General features: G+C 45.7%; 21 protein-coding genes and 1 tRNA gene. 12 read left to right on the top strand and 10 right to left on the bottom strand.

Annotated features, from left to right (window positions below; genetic code table 11):
• Positions 1 to 91 precede the first annotated feature (91 nt).
• Positions 92 to 352, top strand: a complete 261-nt coding sequence (locus tag V7O64_RS07760; protein ID WP_407354860.1) for a YhbY family RNA-binding protein — start codon at positions 92 to 94, stop codon at positions 350 to 352.
• Between the two features lie 15 nt (positions 353 to 367).
• Here the strand turns inward: V7O64_RS07760 and V7O64_RS07755 are convergent, their stop codons facing one another.
• Positions 368 to 694, bottom strand: coding sequence for a DUF190 domain-containing protein (locus V7O64_RS07755; protein WP_407354859.1), 327 nt, complete (start codon positions 692 to 694; stop codon positions 368 to 370).
• Positions 695 to 983: 289 nt separating this feature from the next.
• On the opposite strand from V7O64_RS07755, the gene V7O64_RS07750 reads away from it, so the two are divergent.
• Entirely contained in the window at positions 984 to 1,406 is a 423-nt protein-coding gene (locus V7O64_RS07750) for a hypothetical protein (protein ID WP_407354858.1), read from the top strand.
• Positions 1,336 to 2,496, top strand: coding sequence for a cytochrome c biogenesis protein CcdA (locus tag V7O64_RS07745; protein WP_407354857.1), 1,161 nt, complete (start codon positions 1,336 to 1,338; stop codon positions 2,494 to 2,496). The genes V7O64_RS07750 and V7O64_RS07745 overlap by 71 nt, the downstream gene beginning before the upstream one ends.
• A 39-nt stretch (positions 2,497 to 2,535) precedes the next feature.
• On the opposite strand, the gene crcB (V7O64_RS07740) is transcribed toward V7O64_RS07745, so the two are convergent.
• From crcB (V7O64_RS07740) to V7O64_RS07700, 9 genes are all read right to left on the bottom strand, one after another.
• The gene (gene crcB / locus V7O64_RS07740) at positions 2,536 to 2,889 is read right to left on the bottom strand and encodes a fluoride efflux transporter CrcB (RefSeq protein WP_407354856.1); all 354 of its coding nucleotides are present in this window, start codon (positions 2,887 to 2,889) and stop codon (positions 2,536 to 2,538) included.
• Positions 2,879 to 3,280, bottom strand: a complete 402-nt coding sequence (gene crcB / locus V7O64_RS07735; RefSeq protein ID WP_407354855.1) for a fluoride efflux transporter CrcB — start codon at positions 3,278 to 3,280, stop codon at positions 2,879 to 2,881. Before crcB (V7O64_RS07735) ends, crcB (V7O64_RS07740) begins: the two co-directional genes overlap by 11 nt.
• Entirely contained in the window at positions 3,273 to 4,457 is a 1,185-nt protein-coding gene (locus V7O64_RS07730; protein ID WP_407354854.1) for a molybdopterin molybdotransferase MoeA, read from the bottom strand. Before V7O64_RS07730 ends, crcB (V7O64_RS07735) begins: the two co-directional genes overlap by 8 nt.
• A 21-nt stretch (positions 4,458 to 4,478) precedes the next feature.
• The gene (locus V7O64_RS07725; RefSeq protein WP_407354853.1) at positions 4,479 to 4,757 is read right to left on the bottom strand and encodes a ubiquitin-like small modifier protein 1; all 279 of its coding nucleotides are present in this window, start codon (positions 4,755 to 4,757) and stop codon (positions 4,479 to 4,481) included.
• A gap of 112 nt (positions 4,758 to 4,869) precedes the next feature.
• A tRNA-Pro gene (locus V7O64_RS07720) sits at positions 4,870 to 4,947 on the bottom strand.
• Between the two features lie 126 nt (positions 4,948 to 5,073).
• Positions 5,074 to 5,847 (bottom strand): ABC transporter permease, encoded by a 774-nt coding sequence (locus tag V7O64_RS07715; protein ID WP_407354852.1) that lies wholly within the window; start codon positions 5,845 to 5,847, stop codon positions 5,074 to 5,076.
• Between the two features lie 43 nt (positions 5,848 to 5,890).
• Positions 5,891 to 6,442, bottom strand: a complete 552-nt coding sequence (locus V7O64_RS07710) for a UbiX family flavin prenyltransferase (RefSeq protein ID WP_407354851.1) — start codon at positions 6,440 to 6,442, stop codon at positions 5,891 to 5,893.
• Positions 6,442 to 6,801, bottom strand: coding sequence for a hypothetical protein (locus V7O64_RS07705; RefSeq protein WP_407354850.1), 360 nt, complete (start codon positions 6,799 to 6,801; stop codon positions 6,442 to 6,444). The genes V7O64_RS07710 and V7O64_RS07705 overlap by 1 nt, the downstream gene beginning before the upstream one ends.
• Positions 6,802 to 6,812: 11 nt before the next feature.
• Positions 6,813 to 8,015, bottom strand: coding sequence for an HD domain-containing protein (locus V7O64_RS07700; RefSeq protein WP_407354849.1), 1,203 nt, complete (start codon positions 8,013 to 8,015; stop codon positions 6,813 to 6,815).
• Between the two features lie 114 nt (positions 8,016 to 8,129).
• Between V7O64_RS07700 and cofD the strand changes: the two genes are divergently transcribed.
• From cofD to V7O64_RS07655, 9 genes are all read left to right on the top strand, one after another.
• Positions 8,130 to 9,053 carry a 2-phospho-L-lactate transferase gene (gene cofD, locus V7O64_RS07695; RefSeq protein ID WP_407354848.1) on the top strand — a complete coding sequence of 308 codons (924 nt, stop codon included), beginning with the start codon at positions 8,130 to 8,132 and terminating at the stop codon, positions 9,051 to 9,053.
• 142 nt (positions 9,054 to 9,195) lie between these two features.
• Positions 9,196 to 9,603, top strand: a complete 408-nt coding sequence (locus V7O64_RS07690) for a hypothetical protein (protein WP_407354847.1) — start codon at positions 9,196 to 9,198, stop codon at positions 9,601 to 9,603.
• Positions 9,604 to 9,663: 60 nt separating this feature from the next.
• A complete protein-coding gene (locus V7O64_RS07685; protein ID WP_407354846.1) occupies positions 9,664 to 10,785 on the top strand; it encodes an ATP-binding protein in 1,122 nt (373 codons plus the stop codon).
• A gap of 13 nt (positions 10,786 to 10,798) precedes the next feature.
• Entirely contained in the window at positions 10,799 to 12,388 is a 1,590-nt protein-coding gene (locus V7O64_RS07680; RefSeq protein ID WP_407354845.1) for a VWA domain-containing protein, read from the top strand.
• A gap of 140 nt (positions 12,389 to 12,528) precedes the next feature.
• Positions 12,529 to 13,092 (top strand): hypoxanthine/guanine phosphoribosyltransferase, encoded by a 564-nt coding sequence (gene hpt, locus V7O64_RS07675; protein ID WP_407354844.1) that lies wholly within the window; start codon positions 12,529 to 12,531, stop codon positions 13,090 to 13,092.
• Complete coding sequence (gene dph2 / locus V7O64_RS07670) at positions 13,085 to 14,080, top strand: diphthamide biosynthesis enzyme Dph2 (RefSeq protein ID WP_407354843.1); 996 nt, start codon at positions 13,085 to 13,087, stop codon at positions 14,078 to 14,080. The genes hpt and dph2 overlap by 8 nt, the downstream gene beginning before the upstream one ends.
• 2 nt (positions 14,081 to 14,082) lie before the next feature.
• A complete protein-coding gene (locus tag V7O64_RS07665; RefSeq protein WP_407354842.1) occupies positions 14,083 to 14,670 on the top strand; it encodes an METTL5 family protein in 588 nt (195 codons plus the stop codon).
• A 170-nt stretch (positions 14,671 to 14,840) separates the two neighbouring features.
• A complete protein-coding gene (locus V7O64_RS07660) occupies positions 14,841 to 15,560 on the top strand; it encodes an exosome complex RNA-binding protein Csl4 (protein ID WP_407354841.1) in 720 nt (239 codons plus the stop codon).
• A 53-nt stretch (positions 15,561 to 15,613) separates the two neighbouring features.
• Positions 15,614 to 15,892 carry a DNA-directed RNA polymerase subunit L gene (locus V7O64_RS07655; RefSeq protein WP_407354840.1) on the top strand — a complete coding sequence of 93 codons (279 nt, stop codon included), beginning with the start codon at positions 15,614 to 15,616 and terminating at the stop codon, positions 15,890 to 15,892.
• The last annotated feature ends 116 nt before the right edge of the window (positions 15,893 to 16,008 follow it).

Below are 16,008 nucleotides of genomic sequence, written 5' to 3'. Positions count from 1 at the left end.
TGTTTTGAACAGACATGTTTTTTATATTATCATGTGATCGGATTACTATGCCAGACCATTATCAGGAGTATCACATATCAGGTGTATTATCATGGAAAAGGAAAAATTATACCAGTTAAGGACCGAAGCAACAAAAATAAAACCACTTATAAACATTGGGAAAAACGGGCTCACAGAGCCTGTAATTGAAGAAATAAGAAAACAGGTTAAAGCAAATCGTCTTGTGAAGATAAAAATGCTGAAGACCAGTGTCGAGGGTGAGGATATCAGGATATCCGCAGAGAAACTTGCAGAAGCTACCAATACGACTCTTATAGATGTAAGAGGAAGCACTGTGGTGCTCTACAGGTGATCCCCGGTTACTGTCTCATTCCCTGAAACCCTCTCCCGAAACAACTTCTGCTTCCTGGATGATCATAAGCTGAGTGGGCAGCATCTCTTTCAGTTTAGGGATAACTCTTCTTATCCTTTCCTCTTTGTCAACGGCCTGCACAATAACCGGCAGGTCTGTTCCAAGCCTGAGGACACTTGCAGTGTGAATGTCATGGTGAGTTCCATACCCTTCAATACAGTGATGGGCCGTAGCTCCAGCTACATTCTCTTTTTTCAGGAACTCTACAACAGCGTGGTGTGCGTTCTTTCCTTTGTATCTGTCATTCTCGCTAAGATATATCCTCAATAGCAATGTTCTCATGACTTCCTCAGATGTTGGATGATAATCGGACACTATCTGGACACTGATGATAATTGAACACTATTAACGGACACTATTACCGTATAAAGTGTTATGGACTGGATGCTTCTATGGTGTAATATCATTCCTGGAGGTATAAATAATAGTCAATGGTAGTTAATGATAGTAAATGGGTTTGGGTAATATCTCATGATGAAACCATAAGGTTAAGCCCATTAAAACCTTGCTATGTTCATCTTCATATTTTTGTTCAGTAAGGTTTATAGCATAAATGATATTACGGTATTGTATGGAAAAAGGCAAAGTCGCACTAATTGCAGTTATTGCTGCAATGCTTATCGGCATTGTGGGCATATCCATGTGTATTGACATGAAGGGTAATGACCCAACAATTGATTCTTTCCACGCAGTTGAAACTGTAATGAACGACTACAATGTTTCTGAGTACTACTCATCCCATTTCAAAGTGGAGGAATGGAGGATAACAACAACTTCCCTTGTAGGGTCTGCTCCAAACAGCACAGACCATGAAGAAGGCGTGTGGAAAGTTGAGATAATGGAGCGTAGTTGTGCCTGTTCAGGTATAAATAAACTGTATGTGATCGAAGGTTATGTGTCTGCAAGCACGGGTGAGCTTCTTGATGTCAGCACAAAATCCGTTCTGGAAAGCGAATATGATAAAAAGACATGCTCCTCCCTGTCCTGTCACTGAAATGAGTGCTTACAGGATATTTTTCCTTTTGATTCTCGTGTTTTTTTTTGTAACAGGTATAGCTCAGGCCGGGAACACTTCTGTGGAATATTTCTATGAGGATGGTTGTCTCAAATGTGATCAGATATCTCCTGTAATTGAAGAAGTGATATCCGGTTATGATCATGTGGATTTTTCTGCTTATAGTATCATTTCCCATTTCGGCCTTGCAAGACAATATGGTGTGAGTACGGTACCGTCTGTTGTAATTAATAAAAGCCTGGTCATAAGCTATGATGATTACAAAGGCGACAACGAATTATTTGGGACACTGCTTTCAGAAGCAATCAAAAGAGCTCCTCCTGTCCCTGAATTCGCGTATTCTGAGTCGGATCTGTCGGATCTGCCCAAAGGCCGGGATGCAGACACACAAACCACTCCATTTGTCATCTTCATTGCCGGTCTGCTTGCGGGCTTCAATCCATGCCTTATTGCGGTGATGGCTTTTCTGGCCTCAGCAATAGTCTCTTCGGGTGGCTCACGCAAAGACATGCTTGTACTGGTGACTGGTTTTTGTACAGGTATATTCGTAACCTACATGGTAGTGGGTTTTGGCATACTGAACACTATTGGTCATTTCCCCGGCATCAGGGATGGCATAACAACATCGATGATCCTGCTTATCAGTTTTCTCGGCCTCTGGCACATCTATGATGCATACTATATCCGGAAGCATTCAAGCTCCTCTTTTAAGACGCCTCGCTCTTTTGCAGGCTTTATGCATAAGGCTCAGGGCAGGAACATACTTCTCATATCATTTGTCGGTGGCGGTATCTTCTCACTTGTAAAGGCACCCTGCGTTGGTGCGGTTTATCTTATGATCCTTGAGATGTTAATAAAAGGGGATGATCTTCTGAATGGTACCTTCTATCTGGGACTCTACAATCTGGGCGTGATCCTTCCAATACTTATACTGGGGGCTCTTCTTGCTTTTGGTCTTGATCCGAAAAAGGTCAATGAGATCAGGGAAAAAAGACGCGTTGAAGTACGCCTTGTTACCGGCCTTGTATTAATTCTCCTGGCAATCCTGCTGAACTTCAACATTATCTGAATTAGCACTGCAAGTTTTATTCTGAAAATATCCGTTCATTTACTGAAGGATGGCAATGTATGCCAGGTTAACTGCACAAAGGCACATTGTCAGATTAAGTGCGATATTTAGCAGGAAAATCCTGTTATCTCCTTCTTCCAGCAACCGGAAACTTTCATACGCAAAGGTTGAGAACGTCGTAAAAGAACCAAGTATTCCCACACATACAAAAAATTGCAGTGAACCGGTAACCGATGCAAAGGTCATTGCTGCCAGTATAAAGCTGCCAGTGGTATTCACTACCAGGGTTCCGGCGGGTATCTCCTTTATCCTCGGGGTGATGCCTGCTACCAGGTAGCGGAGTATGGCACCTATGAACCCTCCGATGCCCACAAGCAGGATATCAGGGACCATTGATCTTTTCCCTCCGTCTGACAAGGTATATGATAAATGCCCTTCCGGTGAAAATCCCTGCAAGGGTGAGGAGCACATTTGCAACTATATTAAGAAGCCCCTCTGGGAAGGACATCTGGAAAGTCTGTATCGTAAATGTGGAAAATGTAGTGAGGGATCCCAAAAAACCAATTCCTAAAAACATGCGCCATCTGGGTGACACATATCCGAGGTATTCGCAGCTGTACATAAGAATGCCAAGTAAGAGGCTTCCAAGAACGTTAACAGTAAGAGTTCCCGTTGCAGAGGCAGACTGCCCTGAAATGACTGATCTTGTAATAGCACCCAGGAATCCTCCCGTTCCTATGGCCAGGAGGCCAAGGCCCTGCTCTTTAAATGGATTGTTATTCAATCAGCACAACGTCCACTTCACTTCCTTCTTCGCATCCTTCCACGTTCTCGGGGATTATAACAAAACCATCGGCCTTGGCAATTGAACTTAGTATGCCTGCACCAGCTGTCATAAGCGGATGGGCGCTGTCACCTTCAAGGACCACTCTTGCATAACTCAGGTAACCTTCCCTGGACATTATTTTCCCGCTCAGGGTGGCCTTTACCGAAGTTTCAGGAATGTGTGGGATGTTTCCTGCCTTTCGCAGGGCCGGTTTGCCGAATACAAGAAGAGCCACAAGCCCTGCGGCAGGGTATCCGGGCATGCACAGTACAGGCACATCCTCTGCAATTCCAAGGGCCGTAGGCTTGCCGGGACTGAGCCCCACACCATGGACAAGTTTCTTACCAAGCTTTTCGACCACTGCCGGGACATAATCCCTGTCACCTACAGAAGTCCCGCCGGACACTACGATCATATCAGCATCCAGGTTGGCCTTTATCGCATCCTCTATCAGTGTTCTATCTTCAGGTACTATCTCACAGTATCGTGGTTTACCTCCCCATATTTCAACATATTTGCCGATCATGGGGCTGTTTATATCCAGTGTTTTGCCGGGCGGGGGCACATCGTCTTGTGGCAGGGGCAGGAGATCATTGCCAGTAGGGATGATGGCCACAATGGGTTTTTCATATACTTCCACCTCTTTGATCCCCAGGGACGCAAGTACTGCAACATCACAGGGTCTCAGGAGATGACCTTTGTTGAAGATTATTTCATTCTTCCTGACATCCTCGCCTATTTCCCCCACATTCTTGCCGGGATGGACCTGTGCACGTACCTCTATCATATCTCCTATCAATATCGTGTCTTCCATCATGAGCACAGCATCGGCGACGTCCGGGACGTAATCTCCTGTATTGACGGGTATGCATGTTCCTTCCATCATATCATCACAGACCTGCAGCATCACAGGGTTTGTGGGCGAGGCACCTATGATGTCAACAGACCTGACTGCAAACCCATCCATGGCAGAGCGGCGATAATGTGGTACGTTGCGGGGTGCAAGCATGGTCATTGAAAGCACTCTGCCAACAGCCGATATAGCGTTAAATGTCTCTGTTTTTTCCATGCCTTTTATTTCTGAAAGGAATATTTCCTTTGCTTTTGCCACATCCATGCGTTCTCTGAATATCATCCTGCAGTCCTCCTTTGTCCTTCAGCCGCCTGATACAGGTGGGAATACTCCCATTTCATCACCATCATTGAGAATAGTGTCCAACCCTTCCATATGTTTGATGTTATTGCCGTTGAGGAAGACATTAATGTAACCACGAAGTTTCATTTCTTCTTGTTCGAATATAAGCTCATTTAATGGCGGATACTGCTCTACGAGTGATAAAAGCACATCCATTACAGTGTCCCCTGTAATTGTTAATGAAGATGTCTGTGCAATCTCACGCAGGTTTGCAAAAAGTTTCAAATTAACGCTTGCCATGGGGATATTATTCCCTGCGGATATGTTATAAAACTAATCCATACAGACTTAAAGTACAGGCCTGTAGATTATAGGGATGTGACAATGTTTGAAAGTGATAAAAAAAAGGTTCTGGTGGGATAGCGCGGATTTGAACCGCGGTCCAAGCGTCCCAAACGCTCGAGGATGGACCAAGCTACCCTACTATCCCAATCAGAAGGGTAGCTCTGCAATAGCATTTATTGCATAAAAAGGTTTCGTGAGAATAAGGATATTAGGAACAAAACCATGGACAAAATCGGTAATAAGTGTACATTTTCCGGAGAAAATGCTTTTTTCACTGGTCGCCTGCCCTGTCAAAGGCCCAGCTTCCAAGTGCCATCATTATCAGTGCAAAAACCGTGATGACGGATAACGAGAGGGTCACTGGAATCTCAGATATACCAAGAAGTAGCCACCTCAGGGCCTCTACTCCGTATGTCAGCGGGTTGAGTCGGACAGGTATACTCAGCCAGCCGGGCAGGTCAGCCATAGGGTAGAATGCAGTACTTGTCATGATCGTTGGAAGCGTAATGAAGGTCATCATCATCTGGAATCCTTCATGGGATTCTATCCTTGAGGCAAGAGTGATGCCAAGTCCTATGAAACCCAGACCCATGAGGAACATGACCGGGATGCAGAGCATTTCCCTCCATACAGATACATATTCTATGCCGATGAAACCACTTATGACCATGAGCAAAGTTCCCTGTATCATTGCCGTTGTTACGCCACCGGCTGCTTTTCCAAGGGCCGTGTAGAAACGGCTGACAGGTGCTACCAGTATCTCCTTTAGAAAACCGAATTCCCTGTCCCATATAATAGAGATGCCACCCATAAGGGATGCAAAGAGTATTGACATCCCTATTATGCCGGGAGCCATATAATCGATGTACCTTCCGCTGTTCATGGTCATTGAACTGCCCAGTGCAGATCCCATTATCACCAGGAAAAAAAGAGGTGTTGCAAGGGAACCTATTATCCTTGAACGTGAGCGTTTATAGCGCAGCATTTCCCTGAGCCACAGGGTGAATACAGTGTTCAGGCAGAGTTTCATCCCGGAAATACCCATAGCTATCACGGTATTATTTTCAAATCTGTATTATCGTCCATTCTTATTCCCAGCGCCTGTACACTTCATTATCAATGCCCATCAGATCAAGTGCCCTTCCGGCCATGGCATTTACAAGATCGTCAATGGTCCGGGGTCTTGAATAAAAACCCGGGCATGCAGGCAGGATTATCCCTCCGGCCCTTTCCAGCCTGAGCATGTTCTCAAGATGTATCTGGTTCAGGGGAGTTTCACGAGGCATCAGGATGAGTTTTCTGCGCTCCTTCAGGCAGACATCCGCTACCCGGCCAATGAGGTTATCCGACATACCCCCGGCTATTTCCCCAAGGGTTTTCATGCTGCACGGTGCAACCACCATTCCGTCAAACCTGTGGGAACCACTTGCAATGGGGGCTGTGAAATCGCTCTCATCATAGACCGCATCTGCCAGTTCTTCCACATAGGAAATATCATGATCTGTCTCTATGTCTATGATCAGTTTTGCAGTTTTTGTCATAACAAGATGGGTCATAATATCTGTATCAGATAATATTTCCAGCAGCCTTATTCCATACGCAGAGCCAGAAGCCCCACTGATGCCTATTACTATTTCCATTAGCAAACCTCCTGAATGATAAGCGACAGTTCATCGATCATCCTCTCTGCAACAGAGACTATCTCCTCTATCTCTTCTTTAGTGATATCCTCCAGATGTATACCAGCTATAAATACTGATGTGGACTTACCGGCCTTGCTGATGACCCTGGCACCAAATAAGGCCAGCTCTGTTTCCCGGTGTCCCGGGCTTGTGATCACCGAAGAGGAAGCCCTTTTTGACTCCATATCATAGTATCCTAAAGCCACAGCGCCCACATGTTCATCCCCTCCGGTCAGGCAGACTACATGATCCTGTCCTATCCTTTTCCATTCGAGTACCAGGTCTGTACGTGCTGCGCTCTTTTTTATCCGGTGCATCGTATCTTCCTCTACCCCTTAATCTCTGTCAGTCTGAACTGTTTGCTTGTTCTCTTTACATCAAAGAATACTTTTGCAGCTTTAGCCACGTCTTCCCTGTATTCCTTCGGAGTGTAGACCCCCATCTTCCAGTTATCGTGGTGAGCCTGTTCAAGTGTCGCAACGATATTTGAGGCCTCATCCAGGCGCAACATCCTGTTATTTACTTTGACCTGTGCCTTCATTTCAGCAATCTCGGGATTCCTGGGAATATCAATGAGCACGTTTTCAGGTTCTGTTCCCACTTCTTCAGCAATCTCTGCCTCAACCCTTTTTATATTCCTTCGATGCTTGAGAACTCCCTCGCTCACCTCATCAAATCCTACGTACAATGCTCTTTTGTACAGTTTTCTGTTGTCCAGTTTTGCTGCCAGTTCCCCTGCGTAACCATCATCATTTCTTATCATCTCAAATACCCTGGAATCATCCATATTCCTCAGCTCAAAGGGGTTCAGGGATCCTTTTTGAACCAGATGGTCCACTGCTCTTATGAACATGGTTTCAGCTATCCTTGAAACATGGTGGTAGTAAACGGAAGGATGCATAAGGAACCTGGATACGAGTAGAGATTCGGCTGCCTTGATCCCTCCTGAATTTACAACAAGTTTGTTTTCGTAGAACTTCATCTCGTTTATGAGCCTCACGTGGTCCACAAGCCCAAAAGCAACACCGGTGTAATGTGAATCCCTTACAAGGTAGTCCATCCTGTCCACATCTATCTCGCTATTGAGTATTTTGCCAAGATCGGTCTTTCCCTGTATATGCTCTTCGATGGTTGCAGGATTGAGACCATGTTCGTTAAGTACCTCGCCAAGCTCCCCTTTTTTCAGTATTCTTCTGACGTCCTCATGCTGCTGTCTTGTATAGTGTTTGATAAGACCTTCAGTTACGTGTGAAAATGGCCCATGGCCCACATCGTGAAGGAGGGCGGCAACCCTTAGCTCCTTCTTTTCATCCTCGCAAACCGAATCTATCTTTCCTGTAAGCATGGTTGCAAGGTGCATCACCCCCAGGGAATGTTCAAAACGGCTATGGTTTGCTCCCGGATATACAAGGTTTGAAAGCCCAAGCTGGCTTATCCGTCTCAGGCGCTGCATCTGGGGTGAATCTATGATCGATAATGTAAGTGCATCAAGCTCGATATAACCATGAATAGGGTCACGGATGACTTTCATATCTTTTAAATATGCGTCATCTTATAATGATATTCCGATAAGGGCATTGATGCGTTACCTTATTGAATTGTCAGAATATAGGATTTTGTAATTGCAATATACAGGAGTTTCAAAGTGATAATCTTTTCAGGCGGTACCGGCACGCCCAAACTATTGAATGGCCTGCGCGAAGTCATTCCGGAAGAAGATCTCACTGTGGTGGTCAATACCGCAGAAGACATATGGATATCCGGGAACCTTGTCACCCCTGATATTGATACAGTGCTCTATCTCTTCTCCGCAAGAATAGACATGTCCAGATGGTGGGGTATAAAAGGAGATACTTACAGGACCCATGAAGTCCTGAACGAACTTGGCCACAATGAGTTCATGATGCTTGGGGATCTTGACCGTGCAACCCACATAATGCGCTCGGACCTTCTCCGCAAGGGGCTGACTCTCACAGAAGCCACTATCAGGCTTTGTAATGCCTTTGGTATAAAAGCAAGGGTATTGCCGATGTCCGATAAACCTGTATCTTCGGTGATAAGCACCCCTGAAGGTAAGATGCATTTCCAGGATTTCTGGGTGGGAAAACGCGGGAAACCGGAAGTTCTTGAAGTGACCCAGCAGGGCATTGAAAAAGCTTCCATTTCTCCTGCTGTTCTGGATGCACTGGAATTTGACGATGAGGTGATCATAGGTCCGAGTAACCCTATAACCAGCATTGGTCCCATTATTGAACTTCCGGGGATGAGGGACATACTCAAACACAAAAAGGTTGTTGCAGTAAGTCCTATTATCGGTAATGAACCGGTAAGCGGACCTGCCGGCAAACTGATGGCTGCAAGGGGGATCGAGGTCTCATCATTTGGGGTTGCATCCTATTATTCCGATTTTCTGGATCACATTATTATAGATGAGCGTGACAGGCTTGATGAAAACAGGTTTTCAGATATCGGTTGCAGTGTATCCAGGGCTAACACCCTTATGAAGTCACTTGATGTGAGCAGTAATTTGTCCCGCGTCATAGTTGAAAAGCTAAGGGCAATCCGATGATCGTTAATTATTTTGATGCTTTTACTATTCGGTTTGCACGACACCGCTAAATATTTTAATGGGTATATTTTTATTATTTTAATACATATATTGCATATCTTCTGTTAAGAGGTATACTATAAAACCGATTCAAGGTGAAATTGTGGGTGATGAATGGAAAATCGATATAAAGATCCCTGATATTGGGATGATGGTCACACTAATGACTACTGCCATATGCTCTGTTATAATGGCAGCTGCAGAAATCGCTTACACTATGATGTGGATCACTTCTTCTTATGAGAGGCACGGGAAGGACTTTTTTCTTGATCTTTTGAATGCACAGGCTCTCACCTGGACAGCTCAGTATATTCTTGTTGCGGGTTCATTGTTGCTTTTGTCCTCAATGTTTTTCCTGCTGGGCTCTTCTTTTTCCCTCTACGAGCTTGCCGGGCTTGCAAAGAACATGGAAAAGAAAGTGCATATACGGATAGTGTTCGCTTTTTTTGTTATGGGGCTTGTGCTTTTGTTCATGGCTCTTATTTCTGCGATCATACTGAGGTATCTGTAAATTCAGTTTGCAAACAATATGTTACAATGGACCGGGTTTCATAATCAAAAAGGTGATAATATGAGTTCAAGTATCACAGGAACGATAAAAGAGGTTCCAAAAACCGTGGAGGCTCCTTCCCAGTATCTGGAAGAGATCTCCCGTAAGGCTACAAGGACAGAAAGGGTGCTCTATCCTATATCGGCTATAGTGGGACAGGAAAAAATGCTCAGGGCACTCATATTGAACACGATCAATCCTTCAATTGGCGGTGTGCTCATACGCGGACAGAAAGGCACAGCCAAATCAACAGCTGTAAGAGGTCTGGCTGAGATATTGCCGGAGATAGAGATAGTGGACGGCTGTAAGTTCAATTGCGATCCAAGTGATCCGGAAAAGTTCTGCTGGGAATGCATTGATAAGAAAAGGATGGGCACGATGCATCTAAGCAAGCGCCAGATGAAAGTTGTGGACCTTCCTGTAGGGGCAACCGAAGACCGGGTGGTAGGCAGCCTTGATATCGAAAAAGCGGTACGTCAGGGTGTGCAGGCCTTTGATCCGGGTATCCTTGCCCAGGCAAACAGGGGAATACTATATGTGGATGAGATAAATCTGCTTGATGATTTTGTGGTCGATGCACTGCTTGACGCTGCGGCCATGGGTGTGAATACTGTGGAGCGCGAGGGTGTGAGTGTCAGCCATCCTGCTAATTTCATAATTGTTGGAAGTATGAACCCGGAGGAAGGAGAGCTTCGTCCGCAATTGCTTGACCGCATAGCTCTGCAGGTGGAGGTGACAGGTATCTATGATGTGGAGCAGCGCATTGAGATCGTGGAACGGCGCAACAGGTTCAATGATGATCCCCGGCAGTTCATACGTGAGTTCGAGGCCGAGCAGGAAAAATTACGTTCAAAGATAGTAAAGGCTATGCAGATGCTTCCAAGGGTGAGTGCCACAAGGGAGAATCTGCGCACCATCGCGCAGATATGCATTGCTTTTAATGTGGACGGTCACAGGGCGGACATCATGATCGAGCGTGCTGCCCGGACCAATGCAGCCTATGAAGGCAGGGAACGTATCACCAACGATGATATAATAGAGGCATCAGAGATGGTCCTTCCACACCGCATGCGCAAGAAGCCCTTTGAGGAAGAGGAGTTCAGTGCGGACCAGTTAAGAGCTGTTGTTGACGGAAAGGTCTGAAGAGGGTGTGGGGATGAGCGAATATGAACTTGTTGAGCGTCTGCGCAGGAACCTTCCTCGCGATTTTGGCATCAAGGTGATGTATATAGGTGCTCCCGTACTTGGCCTGCGCATCCCCCGATATTCTGTTTCTGAATTCTCAAAGACTGACACGGATATACTTTACGACCGTCTGTATTCCAATATGGAGCAGATAAGGCCGGACGAGATACATGAGGTCTATATTGTTGCGGATTCGGACCATCTGTCAATGGACACGGACGTTTTCTTCAGGCCTCTTATTGGTAGCTCGGATGCAGCACTTTCAGCCGTATTTAAGACAGGAGCAGATGTGCCTGTGGATGATGCTGTGCTTCTTCCTGATTACCCGGGAGAGCCGGACAGTTCTCAGGTTGTGGATATTATTCCCGAAGATGCCTTTACCAGGGTGCTGGAAACAGATCAATTTGAAAAGGATCCTGAGAGGTCAGCATTTGCTGATCTGCTGAAGCCTGATATGGACGACATTGAGGACAAGAGTGCTGCCAAACAGGAGGATGAAGTTTTAGATCCGGGTTTTTCTGAGGGATTGATCCTTAATGAACGTGCGTTTGAAAGTTCATCTGCATTTTGTCTTCATGAACCTGGACTTTGTGTGGACCTCACGCCAAAGGAATACACTCCGATCCTATCTCCCGATGGGCAGGGAACGGATTTCCTGGACACAACCGGGAATCCCAATGAGACCTCTGCATCAGAAAGTTTGTCAGGAGAATTGAAAGAGGACAAGACAGTTGGTAAGATACTCAATGATTTTGCCCGCAACTCCCAGAAAAAGAGGCTTGCTGCAGGCAGACTGAAGTCCGGAAGACGTGCTGAGGTCCTTACGAAGAGTAAGCGTGGGCGTTATGTACGGTACAGGATGCCCGGGGAGAAGATCACCGATATTGCCATTGCTCCCACGGTACGTGCAGCAGCACAGCATGCAAAGGACGGGAACATAGAAATAAGAAAGAGCGATATCCGGGAAAAGGTAAGAAGGAGGCGTATCTCCAGCCTGATTAATATTGTTTTTGACACTTCCGGTTCCATGGATGAGCAGGAAAAGGTACAGATAACGACCAGTGTGGTTATTGCACTCCTGAAAGATGCATATCAACGCAGGGACAGGGTCTCGCTTGTGACATACAGTGGTCGCTGCGGGGAACTGGTGCTGCCGTTCACATCATCAGTGGAAGCTGCAAAACGCTACCTTGAGAAGGTACCTTTCGGAGGAACGACACCCATGGCTTCCGGATTGCTTGTCGGGCTTGACACTTTGATAAGGGAAGTGAAGAAAGAGCCCTCTGCGGTGCCTATCATGATACTTGTAACCGATGGTACTGCCAACTCACCTCTTCATCTGGGGGGAAATATCAGGAGGGAGATCCTGCAGATATGCAAAATGATAGCACACCAGCACATCAATCTTCTTGTTGTGGATATCAGTGATACTGGCTCAGGACTTGCCAGGGAGCTTGCAATGAAGGCCGGCGGAAATTATTATCATCCAAGGTCGCTCAGCAAGGAAGCCCTGTATTCTGCCATAAAGCAGGAAAGGGATGCAAAAATTGCTTTTGTATGATGTCTGAGTGGGTCTAAGATCGAGTACAGGAAGAGCATATGATTGATGGTTTACAACTGTTCATCAATAACAGATCATAAACATTCACTGCTGCAATATGGGAACTCTCTTTATATAATGTCAGATATTAAGCCATAATTATGCTAAATATACTACGTGCATCCCTGCTGAATGCTCCCATAGTGCATAGGGGGGATTATCATTATTTCATTCATCCCATATCAGATGGTGTTCCGTCTCTTCATCCCGGGCTACTTGAAGAGATCACAGACCATATAATTGCAATGACAGGCAAGGATTTTGACAAGATACTTGCCATAGAGGCCATGGGGATTCCCCTTGCAACCTCAATTTCCATGAAGACCGGTATACCATTTTCCATTATCAGGAAAAGACCATACGGACTTGAAGGTGAGATAAGACTTTCCCAGGAAACCGGTTATTCCAAAGGTGAACTCTATGTCAACGATGTCCGAAAAGGTGACAGGGTCCTTATAGTGGATGATGTGATAAGCACCGGCGGTACACTTATGGCGCTGATAACGGCCCTTGAAGGAATTGGCGCTGTTATAAGCGATACCGTTGTTGTGATCGAACGTGGGGATGGTGTTTCCCGCCTGAAGCAAATGGGTATTGATGTGAAAACCCTTGTCCGCATAGATGTGACTGAAAATGGTGTTTTTATCGAGGATTCTCATGAGTGAAGGAGAAGCTTTTGATTTCCAGCTTGACTACATCATATCCGTCATAAAGGACACGGGTGCAAAGGTAGTGGGCCTGCAGTTCCCGGAAGGTTTTAAGAGGCGATCGCCTGCAATTGCATCAGGACTGGAAGAAGAGACCGGCGCAAGGATATTGATATCCGGGAACCCGTGTTTTGGTGCATGTGACATTGATGTTGCACTTACAGAGGATGTTGATATCATGTTCCATTTCGGGCATGCTCCCCTAGATGACAATGCTGTTTCAAGGAAGGTGTATTTCATCGAGACAAGGTCTGTTGTGGAGGTGAGGGATGTTGTAAAGATGGCCGTATCTGAACTTACCGGGCAGAGGATCGGTATTATCAGCACGGTACAGCATGTCCATAAACTGGATGATGCAGCTTCGGTCCTGAAGGAGCATGGGAAGGAGTGTGTCATATGTGGCGGGGACGGTAAGATAGCGTATCCGGGGCAGGTGCTGGGATGCAATTTCTCAGCAGCCAGGAACGAAGAATGTGACGAATATCTCTATATCGGAAGCGGACAGTTCCATCCCCTGGGGGTTTCCCTGGCTACAAAGAAGCGTGTGCTCATTGCAGATCCCTTCGTAAACGAGCTTCGTGAAGCCGACAGTTCAAAGGTGCTCAGGCAAAGGAGTGCGGTGATAGCAAAATCACTAGATGCTGATGTTTTCGGTATTGTGGTCTCATGCAAGCCCGGACAGAAACGAATGGAACTTGCTGTGAAACTGAAAAAAATGGCTAAAGAGCATGATAAAGAGGCCCATATTCTTACAATGGACCTGGTGACGCCGGATCAGTTGCTACAGTTCAAGGTGGATGCTTTTGTAAATACTGCCTGTCCGCGGCTTGCAGTGGACGAGGTTGGAAGATTCCATGCGCCAATGCTGACTCCTATGGAGTTTGAGATCGTCCTTGGCCAAAGGCAGTGGGAAGAGCTGGTGTTTGACGAGATTACGGGTGAGTGAAGTTGAAACAGCGAAAGCTTGAGATATTGCTTGAACAGATAGAGGGCTTTGACTCTCCGGATGTCACACTTGAGCAGTATGCCACACCTGCGCTGCTTGCTGCTGAGATCCTGCACTTTGCTTACATGCAGGGTGACCTGGAAGGAACTGTTTTTGACCTTGGATGCGGTACAGGGGTGCTTGCCATTGGCTCAAAGCTGCTTGGGGCACAAAGGGTGGTTGGTTTTGATATTGACCGAAAGGCCCTTGAAGTAGCAAGGAAGAATGCTGAAAAGCTTGGTGTTGAAGTGGAATTCATACACAGTGATATTTCCGGGCTGGAAGGACATGCGGATACTGTTGTGATGAACCCTCCTTTCGGGGCACAGGCCAAAGGTAATGACCGACCGTTTCTTTTAAGTGCGTTGAAGACCAGTGATGTGGTATATTCCATTCATAATTGCGGGAGCCATAATTTTATTGCCGGTTTCATAGGTGATGCCAGTATAACCGACTGGTATACAACGGCGTTTCCGATGAAACGAACATTTAAATTTCATAAGAAAGAAGTAGAGATGATAAAGGTAGAGATATATCGTATTGTGCGGTAACAGCAGTTATTGCTTTATTTGCTCAAAAGATCATGGTTTTTGCACATTTTTATTAATTTCAGATTATAAGAGGGATTCCAATTAGGATAAGAAATAGGCGAAAGACTTCACGCAGGAAGATCAAATCATCTAATTCCGAAGATCAGGAGATTGGCCAAGAAGAGGTCCTTGTGCAAGGATCGGAAGCTGCCGCTGTGCCGGAAAAGGGTGTAAAGGGTTTAACTGGAGATGAAAAGGGAAAAGCTCGCAACGGCAGGGCAGGAAAGAGAAATATGAAACCCAAAAATGGGCCAAAGGAAGAGGATGATATGAAAGACAATACTGACACAGATGAATGTATTTTTGTAATGCCTGGTGATCTTGTAGGAACTACGGAAGAGTTCAGGGCAGGTAACGGCACCTATGTCAACGTGGCAGATATCCATTCACTAGGCACGGGTTATGTAAAGATAGACAGGAAGTCAAGAACGATCTCGGTTGTTCCAAGGACCAGCACTCCTCCTCAGATCGACGAGGGTGATATAGTTGTGGGAAACGTTGTCAATATGCGTGATTCCGTGGCCCTGGTGGAGATTGGTGCCATCAAAGGCAAGGGTGAGCGTGAATTTCAGACCAATGGCGCTGCAGCCATCCATGTTTCCAATGTGAAGGATTCCTATGTCAAGAACCTTGGCCAGGAGTTCTCCCTTTCAGACATCGTGAAGGCTAAGGTCATCAATACACAGAATATGCGTCTGAGTACCGATGAGAAGTCCCTTGGTGTCATGAGGGCGTATTGTTCAAGATGCAGGTCTGTCCTGCAGAAGGACGACAACAGGCTGAAATGTCCGCAATGTGGCCGCGTAGAGAAGAGAAAGATATCATCTGACTATGGAACAGGAATTGTCTGATGGATATTGTGATTGTCTGATTATTGTATGAATTATCGTTAGGTGAGATTAAGATGGAATTGAAGATCATTGATAAAACCGCTGATGAGATGCACCTTGAGATACTGGGGGAGAACCACACTCTCCTCAATATGCTCAAGTCAGCGCTCCTCGATGACAAAAGGGTTCAGATTGCAACATATGACATGAAGCATGTGTCGATAAGTGATCCTATACTTTTTGTGAAAACAGATGGTGCAGACCCGATTGATGTTGTGAGGGATGCTGCGGGCAGCCTTGTTACCCAGTGTGATGAGTTCCTGTCGGTTTTTAAGACAGCGATTGATATCTAAGTTATTCTGAAACTATGAAGTTGCACCAATTGGTGCCTTCTATTTGTTTTTGATTTGTTTTATGTGTTATTTGTTTTGCTCTGTAGGAATCCTCTACGTTACTATTAATCACGGGT

Source organism: Methanolobus sp. WCC5 (assembly GCF_045690325.1).
In the GTDB taxonomy this organism is placed as follows: domain Archaea; phylum Halobacteriota; class Methanosarcinia; order Methanosarcinales; family Methanosarcinaceae; genus Methanolobus.
This window is presented reverse-complemented; position numbering and strand designations above follow the sequence as displayed.

Excerpts from the sequence above, each read along its gene's own strand:
- V7O64_RS07755 (WP_407354859.1), bottom strand. The coding sequence starts at position 694 with ATGAGAACATTGCTATTGAGGATATATCTTAGCGAGAATGACAGATAC.
- V7O64_RS07725 (WP_407354853.1), bottom strand. The coding sequence starts at position 4,757 with ATGGCAAGCGTTAATTTGAAACTTTTTGCAAACCTGCGTGAGATTGCA.
- V7O64_RS07705 (WP_407354850.1), bottom strand. The coding sequence starts at position 6,801 with ATGCACCGGATAAAAAAGAGCGCAGCACGTACAGACCTGGTACTCGAA.
- V7O64_RS07730 (WP_407354854.1), bottom strand. The coding sequence starts at position 4,457 with ATGATATTCAGAGAACGCATGGATGTGGCAAAAGCAAAGGAAATATTC.
- V7O64_RS07685 (WP_407354846.1), top strand. The coding sequence starts at position 9,664 with ATGAGTTCAAGTATCACAGGAACGATAAAAGAGGTTCCAAAAACCGTG.
- hpt (WP_407354844.1), top strand. The coding sequence starts at position 12,529 with ATGCTAAATATACTACGTGCATCCCTGCTGAATGCTCCCATAGTGCAT.
- V7O64_RS07760 (WP_407354860.1), top strand. The coding sequence starts at position 92 with ATGGAAAAGGAAAAATTATACCAGTTAAGGACCGAAGCAACAAAAATA.
- V7O64_RS07745 (WP_407354857.1), top strand. The coding sequence starts at position 1,336 with ATGTCAGCACAAAATCCGTTCTGGAAAGCGAATATGATAAAAAGACAT.
- V7O64_RS07680 (WP_407354845.1), top strand. The coding sequence starts at position 10,799 with ATGAGCGAATATGAACTTGTTGAGCGTCTGCGCAGGAACCTTCCTCGC.
- V7O64_RS07655 (WP_407354840.1), top strand. The coding sequence starts at position 15,614 with ATGGAATTGAAGATCATTGATAAAACCGCTGATGAGATGCACCTTGAG.
- V7O64_RS07710 (WP_407354851.1), bottom strand. The coding sequence starts at position 6,442 with ATGGAAATAGTAATAGGCATCAGTGGGGCTTCTGGCTCTGCGTATGGA.
- V7O64_RS07715 (WP_407354852.1), bottom strand. The coding sequence starts at position 5,847 with ATGGGTATTTCCGGGATGAAACTCTGCCTGAACACTGTATTCACCCTG.
- V7O64_RS07700 (WP_407354849.1), bottom strand. The coding sequence starts at position 8,015 with ATGAAAGTCATCCGTGACCCTATTCATGGTTATATCGAGCTTGATGCA.
- dph2 (WP_407354843.1), top strand. The coding sequence starts at position 13,085 with ATGAGTGAAGGAGAAGCTTTTGATTTCCAGCTTGACTACATCATATCC.
- crcB (WP_407354856.1), bottom strand. The coding sequence starts at position 2,889 with ATGGTCCCTGATATCCTGCTTGTGGGCATCGGAGGGTTCATAGGTGCC.
- V7O64_RS07750 (WP_407354858.1), top strand. The coding sequence starts at position 984 with ATGGAAAAAGGCAAAGTCGCACTAATTGCAGTTATTGCTGCAATGCTT.